Raw genomic sequence first — 14467 nt, forward strand, 5'->3', positions numbered from 1 at the left:
CACGTACCCCGGCCCGTGCTCAGCTTCCTCAGAGGGTTTGTCAGCGTGCAGGTTCGGCGATATCGGCATGGAAGACAACCTCTGCGGGCACGGTGGGCACGGCGTTGAACAACTCGACCACGATCGCAGCGGCTTCATTGGCCACATTTGCTGCCTCGCCTGCGGTGCCCGCCTGCGCGGTAACGGACAGCCCTGCGACGCCATCGCCGGTGGGAGTGATCGACACGGCGTCGGAGTAGTCCGCTGCCGATCCACCACGCTGGTACGCGAGTCGCTCGCTGACCTGATGTACCGGGTCCCAGCCGTTCAGGTCGAGACCAGTTCCTCTCAACGTTGGGATGTCTGCGTTGGGGGCGTTCGATTCGTCGCTGGAATAAGTGGCCGTGATCGCGATAGTCGCCGTTCGGGTGTACGTCACCGCTATCGCCCACCACACGGCGGCGATGATGCCCACGACAGCGACAGCCGCGATGGGCGCGTATCGATGTTTGCGGGTTCTAGCCACGGGACCAACTCTAATTGCAGTCACTTGTAAGCCGTTGAGTCTGTAGTCCAGGAAGGTGTCGGACTGGCCGCAATACGACCAGTCTTGATATGCAGGGTCACCAGTAAAGCTCTGCATGTGCTGTGCCGCATCAGTTTCGCGGCTCACGAGGCGTGAGCTACCAGCCCGTTATCGCAGCAACGTCGGGTACGGTCCTCGGAGCCGTCGCCGACCTTCGTCCTCGTCCTCGTCCTCAGTGGCCCATATCTCCAACAGATACGTTTCTTCCGTGGCGGGTTCGTGGTCCTCGCGATGGATGCCCAATGTCAGTTTTCGGTTCCGCTCGTGGGCGCGCACTCGATAGAACCCGGTGCCTTTCGCTGTGACGGACGACTGGAACACGCCCGAGCCGGCGGCGGAGAACGGGTAGTACTCGCCCGACGCAGGCATCGTGTATCCGCTCAGAGCGCGGAATCCGATCTCCTCGACCGTGTCCCAGATGCCTGGCGCGAGCGCAGATGGTTTGTTGTCGAGTACGCGGATCGTAAGGTTGACTTTGCCGCGCATCGCTCCGGTCGTAACGGTCACAACGCCAGGCGCGGCGGTCAGTAGGTCGAAACCTTCGGGCGGGTCCGGGGGCGGGAGATAGTCGTCGACATCTTCCGCCCCCGGTTCCACGTCGGGATACGCCGGATCGGACGCTGGGTCGTCTACCAGGCAGATCGACTGGAGCTCGGCAGTGACCGTTCCGTGCATTTCGAGCATCTGTTGGTTCCGTCCTCGTCAGAAGCGTGCTATCGAGTGTCTGGTCCTTCGACCTGCAGAAGGTGTTCGAGATCGATCGACACGCTCGCGGCGGTGTTCAGTCCGAGTTCCGCGTATGCGATGGACAACGTGATCGGTCCAGATTCGGAGAGTGGGCTGAGAAAATACGTTGCACCGGTCTCCGTTTGACGGCTGTAGCTTCCTCCCCCGTACAGCCAGGGGGTCGTTGCGTCGTCGTCCTCGGGGGCATCCCACGCGAAGCTCTTCTTGTTCGTTACCACCTTGCCTGTCGGAAGCACGAGACCTAGATATATCCGGTGTTTTGCGGGAGGACGCACACGATGCGTCAGATTGAGGCGGTCACCCAACAACCCGCCGCCCTCGTGAACGGATGTCGCAGAAAGGTCGAACTGGAGACCCGTTCGGAAGATGCGGAGCCGACCGACCTGTATCTGAACCCCGCCGAGAAGTGCGTCATCGAGCGAGAACGGATACCTCTCAGAGGGTTCGACCAGTAGGCCCTCGTCTTCGAGGGGTGGCTTCCGTAGGGGATGAACATCCCGCCGGTTGGCCTTCCGCTCGCGGATGGCTTCCTTGCGAGCGATGTGTGCGCGGACCTCGGGGGGATTTTCACCCACACTGCTCCAAGGCACGCGCCGGACTCCGGGCTCGTTCGGATCGATGTCTTCTACGTACTCCATACCCGCCTCCACCGTCGGCCCGTTCACCGTGCGGCCGCAAACAAAGTTATCGCAGGCGAGCTCCGCCGGCATTGGAAGTACGACACGGTTGAACTGCTTCTGGCGGTGCGAGCGGGTGAGCTATACGGTCAGTCTTGATTTGCAGGGTTACCGGTAATTGCTTGGAAAGCGTTGGTGTTCAACGCCCAGGTTTCCGACCCGGATTCCCATGGACCCAGTAGCTACTTGACGATGAACTAACCGAATCAAGTGGCTTCGTCGACTGAGGTCTATGCACTCAACACGCGCAGGCTTCCGGACACCGGTGGATCCAGGTGGACACCCCTTCAGCGCCGAACTCGACGATGTAAGCATTCAGTAGTGACACCCTCGCGGCACGCACACAAAAAAGGACGGCCCCGGATTTCTCCGAAACCGCCTTTGACCTGCGACTATCTGTCGGGCTGACAGGATTTGAACCTGCGACCACTTGACCCCCAGCTAGATCGACCATACTTCGATGGACCCACCCGGATCCAACGCACAGCCTCTGACCAGGCGATTTCGTCCGAACCGGTTCACGTCGATCCACACCCGTTTGAACCAAGTAGTGACACGCTCGCGGCACGCTCGAACACCGATTGCTCCACGCGGATCCACCTCGATTCGCAGAAGATCATGTCAGTACACACGCCTGCAAAGCAGCCCAACATCGGCACCTGAGCACACGTGACCCGTTCCCAAGCTGCGCCGCCTATCGACGGACCATCACCCAGAACTCTTCTGCAACAACTCGAACGCCTTTTGCCGTCGTGCAATGAGCTTCGCATGCGTTGCGCCAACCCATTTCGATGAGTCCCCCGTATGCGCCAGCCACCGATCGACAACGGCGATTTCCCCACACAGGTCGCCGAGCTTCCGGTAGACGATCGCTGCATTGTGTGTCCAGCCCGGCGGCGTCTCACGGACCACGATCTCCTCGACCGGCCGGCCGAATGCGCTGCTCGCACAGGCGCATTCGCGTACTCCCGCGCCTGCTCTCGCTCTGTTGCAGCGATCACCTCGAGCAACATCTCCAACGCTTCGACGAGACGACCTTCCCTCTTCAGTCTGGCAACTTCCTCACCCCACTTCAGGAAGTGCGTGCCTCTGACCAACCCCGCCTCGTACTCGACCGCGTGAAGCTCCTCGAATTCGTTCAGAGACTCCCCTGCACGCTTCTTCCGCCACGCGGCCTCGCCCGACCCGATCGGATCCCCAGCGAACTGGTCGGGAACTACGATCATCGACACCGCTACGCTCCCAGCCTGGCCACCATCGACTCTCGTGTCAGCGTCCGAATCGACCTCGATCCCGTACGACTCCACAAACGCAGACACGCCATCCGACCATCCTCTAGAGACCGCCCGAAGTTTCCATCGCTCTCCGGAGCGATACACCTCGACGAGCACAACGCATCTTCCCGACGTCAGCCCACCGAGCTGGTGAATTGCGTCGAACCCCTCGTCGGAACGAACGGACACGATACCACCGTTGAAGCACGCCCGTCCCGCACTGGTTCCACCATCCGCAACCGCCACCACTACTGCTGCCACGTCAACGGACAAGCGATCTAGTCTCAACTCGATCCGCCGGGGGACCGCAAGCACAACACCTTGACAAGGCGAGTTCACCCGGTTGAAGAACACCAAATCCTCGTCGGACCTTGCTTGGGAGTCACGACCTATCAACAGGGCCATCAACTCGGCATCGAAAACCCCCTACTGATTAGTGAATTCGATGCTCAGGTGACTGCCACTCACCACGCAGTTTTGGCCCATCTGCAACTGCTGCATGTTCCGACCCTTCGCGATTCGCGTGCGCCACTACTGGTGCAGCAGCCCAGCGACCGCGCAGGACCCATCCGGCGGCATACAGATGTTCCCCCGAACGCAGCAGGGTGTTCGTTCTTGATTCGAGCGGCGCAATCGCGAACATTTCCTGATCAACCTACAGATTTCAGGCCACGAGACTGGTAGAGCTGCGGCGTGATCGCTTGTGAAAGCCGGACGCGCCCTGACCGTCTGTGGCGGACCCCGCGGGTAGCCTGCGCTCGTGGACGAATCGTTGGTCATATCCGCAGATAGATTCAAGTACTGGCACGTCGACTACCAGACCGGCACCTTGCGAATCGTGTACCAAAGCGGGGAGGTTCACGACGCCGAACTCGACACCGAATACCGGCCAACCAACTCCCCGGTTGCGACGTCGACATTCGATTGGGAAAAGTGGTGGATCCTATCGACCACGACCAGGAACGACCTCATCATTACAGAAGGGTTCAACCCGACATCCCCACCCGCTCTGAAAGGCCGACCATCTGTCTACCTGGACCAGAATCGATGGCGAACCGTCGCTGACGCGATGAACGACCCGCTGCGCGTGGAAAACCTCGACGAACGGCACGCGGCTGAGGAGCTCATATTTCTTGCCTGCGACGCCGGCATTGTCTTGCCCCTCTCAACTGGACACCTCCTCGAAACGGCTGGGCTGCACGGCGAACTACGCTATGAGATTGGTCTGGCCATGGCACGCCTCGCCGGCGGATGGCAGATCAGGCACCCGCTCGACCTGTGGAAGCACGAGGTTGACCGCTCCATCCGACTGCACTTGGGACTTACACAGGACTCACCCGTCCTACACCCCATCGTTACCGAACCCGGCGCGTTATTCGGAAGGGACACGTCCCTTAGCATCACCGATAAAACACCCAACATCGACAAGTTTATGGCGATGCTGACCATGCCGAGCGTCGTTCTGAGTCAACTCATCGACCCCAAGACAATTGAAAAAGACCCGATCACAAATTGGGTACGCCACCACGAAACCATCACCGCGCAAATCCGCGCGACGCGTCTACCGAAAGAACAACGCCGCCAACTCGCGCGACGCCGCTACTGGAACGAAAACATCGGCTTCTACACCACTGCCTACCGCCGGCTAACCAAATCCAACGACTTCCCCACCTTCAGTGACACCGATTTGACGCGAATGTTCGCTGACTCGCCCATGGTTGGGCTTGTCTCCGAACTGTTCGTTCGGCGTTTCATCGACCACAGAAATAAATGGCGACGCAACGACCTAGTCGACATGTTTCACCTGTCCAGCGCCGCCGGCTACGCAGACTACGTCTGCGCCGAAACTCATACCGGCACACAACTCCGAGAGGCGCAACGCACACTCGGACGACCCGAGAACGTCTTCACGACCCTGAGCCAGCTGGTCACGGCTCTGCGCGCCGACGGTGTGCAGGCCGACTCCGAGCGAGCCACTTCGAACTGAACGTCCGCGCGGGTTGCGCAACGGCAATCCCCCAAAACTGCGCGTTGTCCAGCACCAGATGCGCCAATGGCTCGCGTCGGTGGTGAAATTACACCGGTGTCGTCGTCACTGGAAGCCCACGAGTGGAAGTGGCTAGTCGGAGAACAACAGTGCATCAGGTACAACCTCAAACCTGCTTGCGCGGAAACACAGATCGTGGAATTTGCCGGCGAACACTGTCAACACATGACGTTCGTATGGCGCGGCGGCCGTGGAACCTTGACGGTAACGTCGGATGCCTTGACATCGATTGTCTCAACCGTGCCGCGATTCAGTTGTTGCTTAGATTAAACCTGGCCAACTTGCTGGCTGATCGCGAAGTGTGTCGGTACCACCAAGTATTTTCGCCGTATGCGAGGACATTGGTCAGGATCTGCACGCGGTCGATACTTCAGAGGTGATAGTTGTCCTGCATGCGTGGGCGACCAGCCGCGGTCCTCACGTCTGGAAACGCAGATTTTCGACTTGCTGAATTTTGTTCTCGGAGGCGGCGAGCAAGATTTGAAGCTACCGAGCGACGGGAGAATGCACTTGGACATGCGTTTCCGCACGGCGGGCGGTGACACGATCGGACTGGAGTACGACGGAGCGTACTGGCACGCAGGCAACGAAGCCGCAGACCAAAGAAAGGCCCACAGAGTCGTCGCAGACGGGATCGCGGATCTGGTCGTGCGTATACGCGAAGACCCGCTTGCCGCACTGTCTCCCTACGATGTCGTGATTCGGCACAAGGAATCGGCACCGACAGTAGTCATCGCTACACTTCTGCACCTAGTTCACATGGCTGTGGTGGACGCGCAAACCGCGCACCGCATCTCTGCAATATTGGTGGCGTCTAGTACGGCACCGTCCATCGAGAGCATTACGTGTGACGAGTGCTGGCTGCTCGATGGTTCGATCCGGCATGCCGAATACGAGTATCGTTGGAATGAAATTAAGCGGCGACGCCGCGCAGCCCGTCGACCTGCCGGGAAAACAGTCCGCCGAGCAAGCCAACGGCACCAAGTGTTTGACAGAGATTGACGGTCATGGGAGAGCGTGCTGACGAACCCCTACATCTGGCACTTCGCCTTCCACTCCATCCCGGCGCTACCCGAGAAACTCGCACAGAACAACATTCGGGCCTACTTCGACTACTGCTACGACGCCATCTCCGCCAACCCCGAGGCCATACCGGAGCCGGCACGTAACCGGTACACGGCGAGCTACACCGACCCGGGGGCTCTAACACAGGGATTCGAGTTCTACCGCGCTTTCCGCACAGACACAGACGACAACAACCGCTCTACCGATGAGATCTCCACGCCAACCCTCTACCTGCGCGGCAGCAGCGAAGGTGGGAACCTCGCCGACTACGCGACCGGATTCCGCAACGCTGGCCTGACGAACTTGAACACAGGCACCATCGAAAGCGCGGGACACTTCGCGCCCGAGGAAGCACCCGAGCAAGTCTGGAAGGCAATTACCTCGCACCTCGCCCAACTATGAGCGACCCGGCGCCGCACACCTCACAATTGGATCGGCCGACACCCTCGCGCGTTTGCGGTTCCGATTGCGGGCAGTTGGCTCCGTTGAGCGCATTCGCTCGTATCGGCGCGGCTTACTAATAGCCGAAAAGCCCTGGGCCGCAACCGCTCACTCGTAGTATTTAATCGCCGATAACAGAGATTATTTTGGGTAAACAGCTGCATGTTGCATCCGATGAATCAACAGACTTCTGCTGCCGCGCTGGAGCTGACTGCAATGTGGATGCGAAATCTATTCAGAGAGAAAATGTTACGCGCTGCCTGAACGCCTGCTCGTCCGAACGGCCTTCCCTCGTCGTCAGCGATCTGTAGTTTTCGCTGTTCAACGTCATTCTCCGGCAGTGCTATTGCCAGATATGATTCATTTGGTGAATCATTGATTCGTTGAACGAGACAGCGAAGGGGTGTCATGGGGGTCGATAAGAGCGGGCGCGTCGTCCTGGTCGAATCGGTGACCCCACTGCATCCCGAAGAGCAAACAGTCAAAGACATGCTCACGGGATGGCGGAACCAGCAGCTCTGCCGAAACCTGCAGCTCGGCACCATCGAGCAGCGACAGCAGGTGGTCGTGCGGTTCATCGATTACACCAACGAGTTCCCGTGGGCATGGACCCCGGCCATGGTCGAGGAATACTTCGGAGACCTCCGCTCAATCCGGCGAATCGCACATTCGACGATCCGCAGCTATCAGACCTCACTGAAGCTGTTCTGCTCCTACATCAGCAACCCCGACTACGGGTGGGATCGGCTGTGCGAGAGCCGCTTCGGTACACACCCGGCACAGGTGTTCTTCGAGTGGAACACCGCAGCACACGTTCAGGACAACGAGCAGACACCGTCGAAGCGTGCCTTCACCAAGACCGAGCTGCAACTGTTGTCCGACCACGCCGACACCCAGGTCGAGACGATGGGGGCGATAGACCGCAAAGGGTGGCTGCCGGCCTACCGTGACGCGGTGATGCTCAAACTCGCCTACGCCTATGGGCTGCGCTTCAACGAAGTACGTCACCTACAGAGTGTCGACTTCGCCCGCAATCCCCACGCACGCGAGTTCGGCCGCTTCGGAGTTCTCAACGTGCGCTACGGCAAAGCCAAACGCGGGTCACCCCCGAAACGGCGCAGCGTCCTGACAGTATTCGACTGGACCCCCGAGATCGTCGACGACTGACTAACCCACGGCCAGCCCTATCTCGATGCGGGCCTCGATCTGTTCCCGCCGGAACGTGCTGCGCTCGTTGCCGAATCGACTTTGATACGCCGGTTTCGGCGCTACTGCACCGAGTTGCAGCTCTCCCCGAGCTGGACCTGCACTCACTTCGTCGCTCGGACGCCACCCACTTGATCGAAGACGGCTGGATTCGTTGTTCGTGTAAGAGCAGATGGGCCACGAGCACGCCAGCACCACCTCCCTTTATACGTGCGTGTAGAGCGAATCCCGCACTCGAACTTTGAGGCGCGCGTTGGATGCGACCTGAGCGCCGCTCTCGGAATGGAAGGAGAAATCTCTTGTGAAGCGCACCGTCGACTACAGCTGGCGCCTCCCCAAGCTGATGGCCGCACACGGCATGCACAACAGCACCGACCTCATCCCCCGCCTACTCGAACGAGGAATCTCCCCCTCCCGCCCGCAGGTCTACCGTCTCATCACCCAACGACTCGAACGTGTCTCGCTGCAGATGATGGCTGCGCTCTGCGACATCTTCGGCTGCGGAATGGAAACCTGGTCACCGTCACGCCAGCGGATGAACGCAAGAAGCGAACTGCTACGTCATCGGCACCGAACGTCGTCGAACTCAACAACACAATCCGGCGCGGCGTCCAGCCACTGGCTGGTCGACCCTTCACATCGTGGATCGGCAGTCAGGCAGTAACCTCAGCTCGTTCCGGACACGCATCGTTGACAATTAGTTCGATCAGGCGTCGAGCTGCCAGATCGGTCCGGCGCGCGTCCCCTGTGATTGCGTAATCCATCAAAATTCCGCGCAGACCCGATATCGCACCCGTGGCCAGATCGGCTGCTCGCTGCTCGGGCACGCCCGTGCGGACGATAGCGGCACTCACATCGGCGACTCCTTCGGTGATGAGGCGCGTTGCATATTTGGTGAATGGACAATCGCCTCCCACAGCTCTACTCATGGCCTGCAACATAAGTCGCGTGCTTCTCGCCGTGTCGTTGTCACCTCGCATTGTCGTCCACCACGTCAGCAAACCGGTCCGAAGCGAATCACCGTCGTGCACACCGAGGAACATCTCAGTTGGGTTCGGATGCTGCGTCGCCAGAGCCTCCGCAAGCAAGTTCTCCTTCGTGCCGAAGTAGTACACCAGCATTCGCGATGTGGTTCCCAGTGACGCCGCCGCCTGTCGGAGAGAGAGGTCCGCCACGCCGTGAGTGCACATGTACTCCACAACGTCCGCCAAAATCTGCGAGCGCTTGTGCTGATCGAATGGTCGGGCCACCACTTGACTGTATCGCCCCCGGTGAGCCACGATGCACGGATGAATGAATCACATGGTTCAGAAACTCGTCAACGGCGCGGAGTTGTGATCACCGGAATGGCGGCGACGACCTCGCTCGCGGACACCCTCGACGGAACCTGGCGCGGGTTGATCGAAGGCAGAACCGGCATCGGAGTGTTGGACGCCCCGTTCGTCGAGGAATACGACCTCCCCGTTCGCATCGGCGGCACCCTCGTCACCCATCCCGCGTCGCACCTGACCCGCGTGCAACAACGACGCATGTCTTTCGTCGAACAACTTGCATTTGTTCTCGGAGAACGCGTGTGGGCCGACGCTGGATCGCCGGACGTCGACACCGAACGCCTCGCCGTGGCCGTGGGGACGGGCCTCGGCGGTGGCGAATCCCTCGTCGCGGCCGTCGATACCCTTCGCACCGAGGGATACCGCAAAGTGTCACCGTTGTCGGTGCCGATGGTGATGCCAAACGGCCCCGCCGCGACCGTCGGGCTTCAGCTCGGCGCGCGTGGTGGCGTATTCGCCCCGGTGTCCGCCTGCGCTTCCGGGTCCGAGGCGCTTGCCCAGGCCTGGCGATTGATCGAGACCGGGGAAGCAGACGTCGTCGTCGCGGGCGGAGTCGAAGGACAAATCGACGCGGTCCCCATCGCCAGTTTCGCCACGATGCGGGCGATGAGTACCCGCAACGACAACCCGGGAAAAGCGTCGAGACCGTTCGACCGCGACCGCGACGGGTTCGTCTTCGGAGAGGCAGGAGCCCTCCTCGTCCTCGAATCCGAAGATCATGCCAGAGCACGCGACGCCCACATTCGTGGACGCATCCTCGGGGCCGGTATCACCTCCGACGGATACCACATCGTTGCACCCGAACCCCACGGCGAAGGGCTCGCCCGCGCCATGCGCAAAGCCCTCACCACCGCAGGGCTGACCGCAACCGACGTCAACCACGTCAACGCGCATGCGACTTCCACATCGGTCGGTGACGCAGCCGAGGCCACCTCGATAATGGCTGTGACCCCGCACGCGAGTGTGTATGCCCCCAAATCGGCTCTCGGACATTCGATCGGCGCAGTCGGCGCGCTCGAAGCTGCCATCACCGTTCTTACCCTCGAGAACCAACTCGTACCGCCGACGCTCAACCTCGACAACCAAGACCCCACCATCGACCTCGACATCGTCACCGGCCACGCACGCTCGCAACACATGCAGTACGCACTCAGTAACTCCGTCGGCTTCGGTGGACACAACGTCGCCCTCGCATTCGGCCGAGCCTGAACACGTTGTACGGAGCGTTGATCGCAGCTCCGGACCGGGGAAATCACGCGACAACTACCCCTGGGAATTCGAGACCGTCGACATCCATTTCTGCGAAGCTTGCGGATGCCCAGACATACCCGGATATACCCACAAAGGCCCATGACCAGCAAATTGCTGGTCATGGTCACTTGGCGTGCGCCATCATGGATTCGAACCCCGAACCTGCTGTACGAGAAATATGAATCGAGTGGATGCAACGACCTCCATCACTGGCCCGCTGAGCTGAATGTTCGGCGAATCGAGTGATCATCGGCGTCTCCGGCCTGCGCACGGCCGCACGACATCTCGCGCCCGATCGGTGACAGCCACGTGACCCTGTTCTCGGCGCTGCTCACGCCCCGTTTGGTGCGGCACGACCGTGTCTTCAGCGACGGACCACTGACTTCGTAGCGCAGCGACGAGTTACTCGCGAACTGGACTACCCAGAACCTAGCTCACTACGTCGTGTCTGATCCGATTCCGCTTCGCTCGCGGGCAGATGCACCCACTCGAGCGCCCAACCGTTCAACTGCAAGAGCACTTTGCCCAGCGCAGTTCCCATGTCGGTGAGCCGGTATTCGATTCGGACCGGTGTGGTCGGATGCACCACCCGAGCGACGAGGCCGTCGGACTCCAGTCCTTTGAGGCGCTTGGACAAGGTGCTGTCGGTGATTCCGGGGATCGCGGCGGCGACGTCGTTGAACCGTTGGGGTCCCGCTATCAGCGTTCGGAGCACAGTGCCTGCCCAGCGTTGGTCCAGCATGTGCATCCCTGCAGCGAAGTAGGGACAGTACGGGTCTACTTCCACCTGCTCGTCGTCCATCGCGTTCTGCACCTCACTTCCGTTCCCTCCGACTCGGCAAGTCGCACGACTCACCCGACACTACCAATTTGGTAGTTGCTATAAAAACACTAGTGCGCTAGCGTCGGCTCATACAACGACTCACGCCACCGATCACCCGCGACGTGTGGCCACCCATCCCCATTCCGGTCGACTGCACGACATCGACCGGTGTACTCGAAGAAGGAGCGCACTGTGCCCAAGGATAGTTCCGAAACATTCACCTCGTCCGTCCCCCTGCGGCTGTTGATCGTCGGTCGCATCATCGTCGCCACCAGTCACCTCGCCGCGCCTGCGCTTGTGGCCCGATTCTTCGGTATGGAGTCGAAGGGGACTGTGGCCGTTCCCTATCAACAGATGTTCGGGATCCGTAACGCAGCCCTCGCGCTCGGGCTGATGAGACTCGACCGCTTCCGGTCCCCGAAAGACTTCATCCGACTCAACATCGTGATCGACGCCATCGACGCTGCGGCCTGGATCGCGGCCGCCCGACGGAAGGACATCACCGGTTCGACCACGGTGATGTCACCGGGGGTGGCGCTGTCGGCTGTGGCCGCAGGAGCATTGGCGCTCAGGCAAGGGCGATCGGCACGCTGAGAACAACAATGCCGCACATGTCTTCCTGCGGCGCTGGTGACTCGACGACGCCGGGATTCAGAGTTCTCGCAGCATCGCGCGCTCGCGCGACCAATCGAGCAGATCCCCCGCCCATTTCCTCACCGCAGAACCGCCCCTGTCCCACCACCATCAGAATGAGGGTTCGACAATGAAAAGCGTACAACTGACCGATGTCGGCGACCCCTCGTCGGTCTATCGACTGCACGAGCTACCGGACATCGACAGCAACGACATAGCGGCCGACGAGGTTCTCGTCGACATCGATTACGCGCCGATCAACCACAACGACCTGATGTTGGCCCGCGTACCGGGCCTGATCACCCACTTTCCGGCCCAGGTCGGCAACGAAGGCACCGGAGTCGTGGCCGCGCTCGGAAAGGACGTGACTTCGGTCGCCGTCGGTCAACGGGTGCTGCTTCCTCACAGCTCAGGAACCTGGCGTCAGCAGATCGCGGTGCAAGCCTCCAACCTGGTAATTGTTCCGCCCGAGATCGACCCCCAGCAAGCAGCGATGCTCACCATCAATGCCGCCACCGCAGAGTTCCTGCTTCGCGACTACGGCCTGTTGCAACCCGGGGACGCCGTGGTGTTCAACGCGGCCACCTCCGGACTCGCACGCTGGTTGCTGGCGCTGGCGAGCAAGCGAGACGTGCGAACGATCGGCATCGTCCGCCGAGCCGACGACATTGCCGCGCTCGAGGCGCTCGGATGCGACGTGGTCATCGACGTCAACGACGGCGCACAGGCCGCGCTCGAACGCGTGACAGATCTCAATATTGCTCTCGCCCTTGACCTTCTCGGTGGCGAATCGAGCCGCCTCCTCGCAAAGCTGCTGGCACCGGGCGGTGTGCTGGTGACCTATGGCAACGTCACCGGCGACCCCCTCGCCGTCGACACCCTGGACATTGTGAGCAAGGACCTGACGATCAGGGGCTTCTACCAGGCATATCCACGCTATTTTGCCGATACACCTCGGGTCGTGGAACACACGATTCTGCCGATACTCGCTACCACCGAAGTAGTCCAACCTGTCGCGGCGGTGTACCCACTACGCGAACTCTCTTCCGCGATCGAACACGCAGCGTCAGGCGCGAGAGTGCTCCTGGACCTTCGCCGGTAAGCGGGGAGCCGAGCCAGAATGCCCACACGCCCATTCATCTGACCGATGGCACACGAGCTGTCTTCGACCGATCTGCGTCTCTCGGTCCGCAAGCGCGCCGACCCAAGACGAAATGAGATGCCGCCGACAAGGCCCGTCCAGTAGGTCGGGTCATAAATCAAGAACTCGAAATCGTCGACCTACTGAACCTGTCTACGGGTGGCCTGTCATCGAAGCAATGGTCGACTGGCGGTTTCGGCGCGTCGCCGCGCGAGGATCCGGGCCGCGGCGTCGGTGGCGATAGCGTCTCCGTTGGCGATGTCTATCACCTCGCCCACCGTGTCGCCGATACCTTCGATGTGAGCCGCGACCTCCAGGTCGGTCCATCCCAGGAGTTCGCGGCCGACCGAGTGGATTGCGCCTCCCGCGCTGGAGACGATATCGGGCACGAACAGAACAGTGCGGTCACGGAGGACCGATCCGGCTTTGTCGTCACCGAGAGCGTTGTTGGCAGCTCCCACGATGACCGAACATGGAATACGTTCTGCGACTGCCGATGTGATCACTCCTCCCATTGCGCATGGAGCAAAGATGTCGCACTCCGTCGTCATGGCGTCGGCTGGATCGATCACGGTGTAACCGAGTTCTCGGGCTCGCATCAGACGAGCGTCGTCGTGATCGGTTACCGAAACCACTGCGCCGGCCTGCTCGACCAGTGTGGCCAAGACTCCCCCGACTGCACCGATACCCTGGATGACCACCCGTAGGCCGTCGAGCGAGCCCAGACCTCGGTGCTGAGCTGCCGACGTCATCGCCGCTAGCACTCCAGCGGCCGTGGTGGGGGCGCTCGACCCGGCACCGCCCCGCTCGACGGAGCGGCCGAATACATAGTCCGTTCTCTGTCCGACGATGTCCATGTCGGCCGAGTTGGTGTTGACATCGGGGCCGGTCCAGTACTTGCCGGCCAATTCGTTCACGTTGTCGGCGTGAATACCGAGTATGCGATTCCAGGTGGCGGCGTCGACGTCTTTTCGTTGGCGAGGAAGCGCGACGACCGACTTGCCGCCGCCCATGGGAAGATTGGCCAGTGCCATTTTCAGTGTCATGGCAGCGGCGAGCCTGGTGGCATCCGAACGTGCCTCAGCGAAGTCTGTGTACTGAGTAGCGCGTGTGCCGCCGGCCGCGGGACCCAGTTCCGTGGAGTCCACCCGAATGACGAACGAGGTATCGGTTTCGGCGTCGTAGCGCGTGAAAGTTGCGCCATCCTCTGTCTGCAGTGCGTTCTGGTTCATCGAGATTGTCCTCAGGTGTAGGTGCGGCGCGGAA

Annotated in this window: 13 protein-coding genes and 2 pseudogenes; 8 read left to right on the forward strand and 7 right to left on the reverse strand. The window is 60.9% G+C overall.

All coding sequences use genetic code 11. The annotated features are described in order from the left end of the window. Nucleotides 1-40: 40 nt before the first annotated feature. The 4 genes from ACNEOT_RS16070 to ACNEOT_RS16085 form a co-directional block, all read right to left on the reverse strand. Nucleotides 41-505: a hypothetical protein gene (locus tag ACNEOT_RS16070; RefSeq protein ID WP_415975048.1), complete on the reverse strand. Its 465-nt coding sequence runs from the start codon at nt 503-505 to the stop codon at nt 41-43. 168 nt (nt 506-673) lie between these two features. Further along, a complete protein-coding gene (locus tag ACNEOT_RS16075; protein ID WP_415975049.1) occupies nt 674-1249 on the reverse strand; it encodes a hypothetical protein in 576 nt (191 codons plus the stop codon). A 29-nt stretch (nt 1250-1278) separates the two neighbouring features. Further along, nucleotides 1279-2022: a hypothetical protein gene (locus tag ACNEOT_RS16080; protein WP_415975050.1), complete on the reverse strand. Its 744-nt coding sequence runs from the start codon at nt 2020-2022 to the stop codon at nt 1279-1281. A gap of 485 nt (nt 2023-2507) precedes the next feature. Then, nucleotides 2508-3671, reverse strand: coding sequence for a TerD family protein (locus ACNEOT_RS16085; RefSeq protein WP_415975051.1), 1164 nt, complete (start codon nt 3669-3671; stop codon nt 2508-2510). 352 nt (nt 3672-4023) lie between these two features. On the opposite strand from ACNEOT_RS16085, the gene ACNEOT_RS16090 reads away from it, so the two are divergent. From ACNEOT_RS16090 to ACNEOT_RS16110, 5 genes and pseudogenes are all read left to right on the forward strand, one after another. Further along, a complete protein-coding gene (locus tag ACNEOT_RS16090) occupies nt 4024-5250 on the forward strand; it encodes a hypothetical protein (RefSeq protein WP_415975052.1) in 1227 nt (408 codons plus the stop codon). Nucleotides 5251-5706: 456 nt separating this feature from the next. Further along, nucleotides 5707-6312 (forward strand): hypothetical protein, encoded by a 606-nt coding sequence (locus tag ACNEOT_RS16095; RefSeq protein ID WP_415975054.1) that lies wholly within the window; start codon nt 5707-5709, stop codon nt 6310-6312. A 15-nt stretch (nt 6313-6327) separates the two neighbouring features. Beyond that, nucleotides 6328-6777, forward strand: a complete 450-nt coding sequence (locus ACNEOT_RS16100) for an alpha/beta fold hydrolase (protein WP_415975055.1) — start codon at nt 6328-6330, stop codon at nt 6775-6777. A gap of 447 nt (nt 6778-7224) precedes the next feature. After that, nucleotides 7225-8239 (forward strand): annotated as a pseudogene (locus ACNEOT_RS16105) (tyrosine-type recombinase/integrase); the annotation flags it as partial. 84 nt (nt 8240-8323) lie between these two features. Then, a pseudogene (locus tag ACNEOT_RS16110) lies at nt 8324-8625 on the forward strand (helix-turn-helix domain-containing protein); the annotation flags it as partial. A gap of 50 nt (nt 8626-8675) precedes the next feature. On the opposite strand, the gene ACNEOT_RS16115 reads toward ACNEOT_RS16110, so the two are convergent. Beyond that, a complete protein-coding gene (locus tag ACNEOT_RS16115; RefSeq protein ID WP_415975056.1) occupies nt 8676-9272 on the reverse strand; it encodes a TetR/AcrR family transcriptional regulator in 597 nt (198 codons plus the stop codon). A gap of 39 nt (nt 9273-9311) precedes the next feature. Here ACNEOT_RS16115 and ACNEOT_RS16120 point away from each other — a divergent pair, with 39 nt between their 5' ends. Further along, nucleotides 9312-10562 carry a KasA/KasB family beta-ketoacyl-ACP synthase gene (locus tag ACNEOT_RS16120; protein ID WP_415975057.1) on the forward strand — a complete coding sequence of 417 codons (1251 nt, stop codon included), beginning with the start codon at nt 9312-9314 and terminating at the stop codon, nt 10560-10562. A 460-nt stretch (nt 10563-11022) separates the two neighbouring features. Here the strand turns inward: ACNEOT_RS16120 and ACNEOT_RS16125 are convergent, their stop codons facing one another. After that, nucleotides 11023-11406 (reverse strand): winged helix-turn-helix transcriptional regulator, encoded by a 384-nt coding sequence (locus ACNEOT_RS16125; protein WP_415975058.1) that lies wholly within the window; start codon nt 11404-11406, stop codon nt 11023-11025. A 213-nt stretch (nt 11407-11619) separates the two neighbouring features. On the opposite strand from ACNEOT_RS16125, the gene ACNEOT_RS16130 reads away from it, so the two are divergent. Together ACNEOT_RS16130 and ACNEOT_RS16135 are read left to right on the forward strand one after the other, a co-directional pair. Then, entirely contained in the window at nt 11620-12021 is a 402-nt protein-coding gene (locus ACNEOT_RS16130) for a hypothetical protein (protein ID WP_415975060.1), read from the forward strand. 169 nt (nt 12022-12190) lie between these two features. Next, nucleotides 12191-13162 (forward strand): zinc-dependent alcohol dehydrogenase family protein, encoded by a 972-nt coding sequence (locus ACNEOT_RS16135; RefSeq protein WP_415975061.1) that lies wholly within the window; start codon nt 12191-12193, stop codon nt 13160-13162. A 206-nt stretch (nt 13163-13368) separates the two neighbouring features. On the opposite strand, the gene ACNEOT_RS16140 is transcribed toward ACNEOT_RS16135, so the two are convergent. Further along, a complete protein-coding gene (locus ACNEOT_RS16140) occupies nt 13369-14433 on the reverse strand; it encodes a Glu/Leu/Phe/Val dehydrogenase dimerization domain-containing protein (RefSeq protein WP_415975062.1) in 1065 nt (354 codons plus the stop codon). Nucleotides 14434-14467 lie beyond the last annotated feature (34 nt).

It is taken from the genome of Rhodococcus sp. 077-4 (genome assembly GCF_047782425.1).
GTDB lineage: Bacteria > Actinomycetota > Actinomycetes > Mycobacteriales > Mycobacteriaceae > Rhodococcoides.

Excerpts from the sequence above, each read along its gene's own strand:
- ACNEOT_RS16075 (WP_415975049.1), bottom strand. The coding sequence starts at position 1,249 with ATGCTCGAAATGCACGGAACGGTCACTGCCGAGCTCCAGTCGATCTGC.
- ACNEOT_RS16080 (WP_415975050.1), bottom strand. The coding sequence starts at position 2,022 with ATGCCGGCGGAGCTCGCCTGCGATAACTTTGTTTGCGGCCGCACGGTG.
- ACNEOT_RS16120 (WP_415975057.1), top strand. The coding sequence starts at position 9,312 with ATGAATGAATCACATGGTTCAGAAACTCGTCAACGGCGCGGAGTTGTG.
- ACNEOT_RS16125 (WP_415975058.1), bottom strand. The coding sequence starts at position 11,406 with ATGGACGACGAGCAGGTGGAAGTAGACCCGTACTGTCCCTACTTCGCT.
- ACNEOT_RS16135 (WP_415975061.1), top strand. The coding sequence starts at position 12,191 with ATGAAAAGCGTACAACTGACCGATGTCGGCGACCCCTCGTCGGTCTAT.
- ACNEOT_RS16140 (WP_415975062.1), bottom strand. The coding sequence starts at position 14,433 with ATGAACCAGAACGCACTGCAGACAGAGGATGGCGCAACTTTCACGCGC.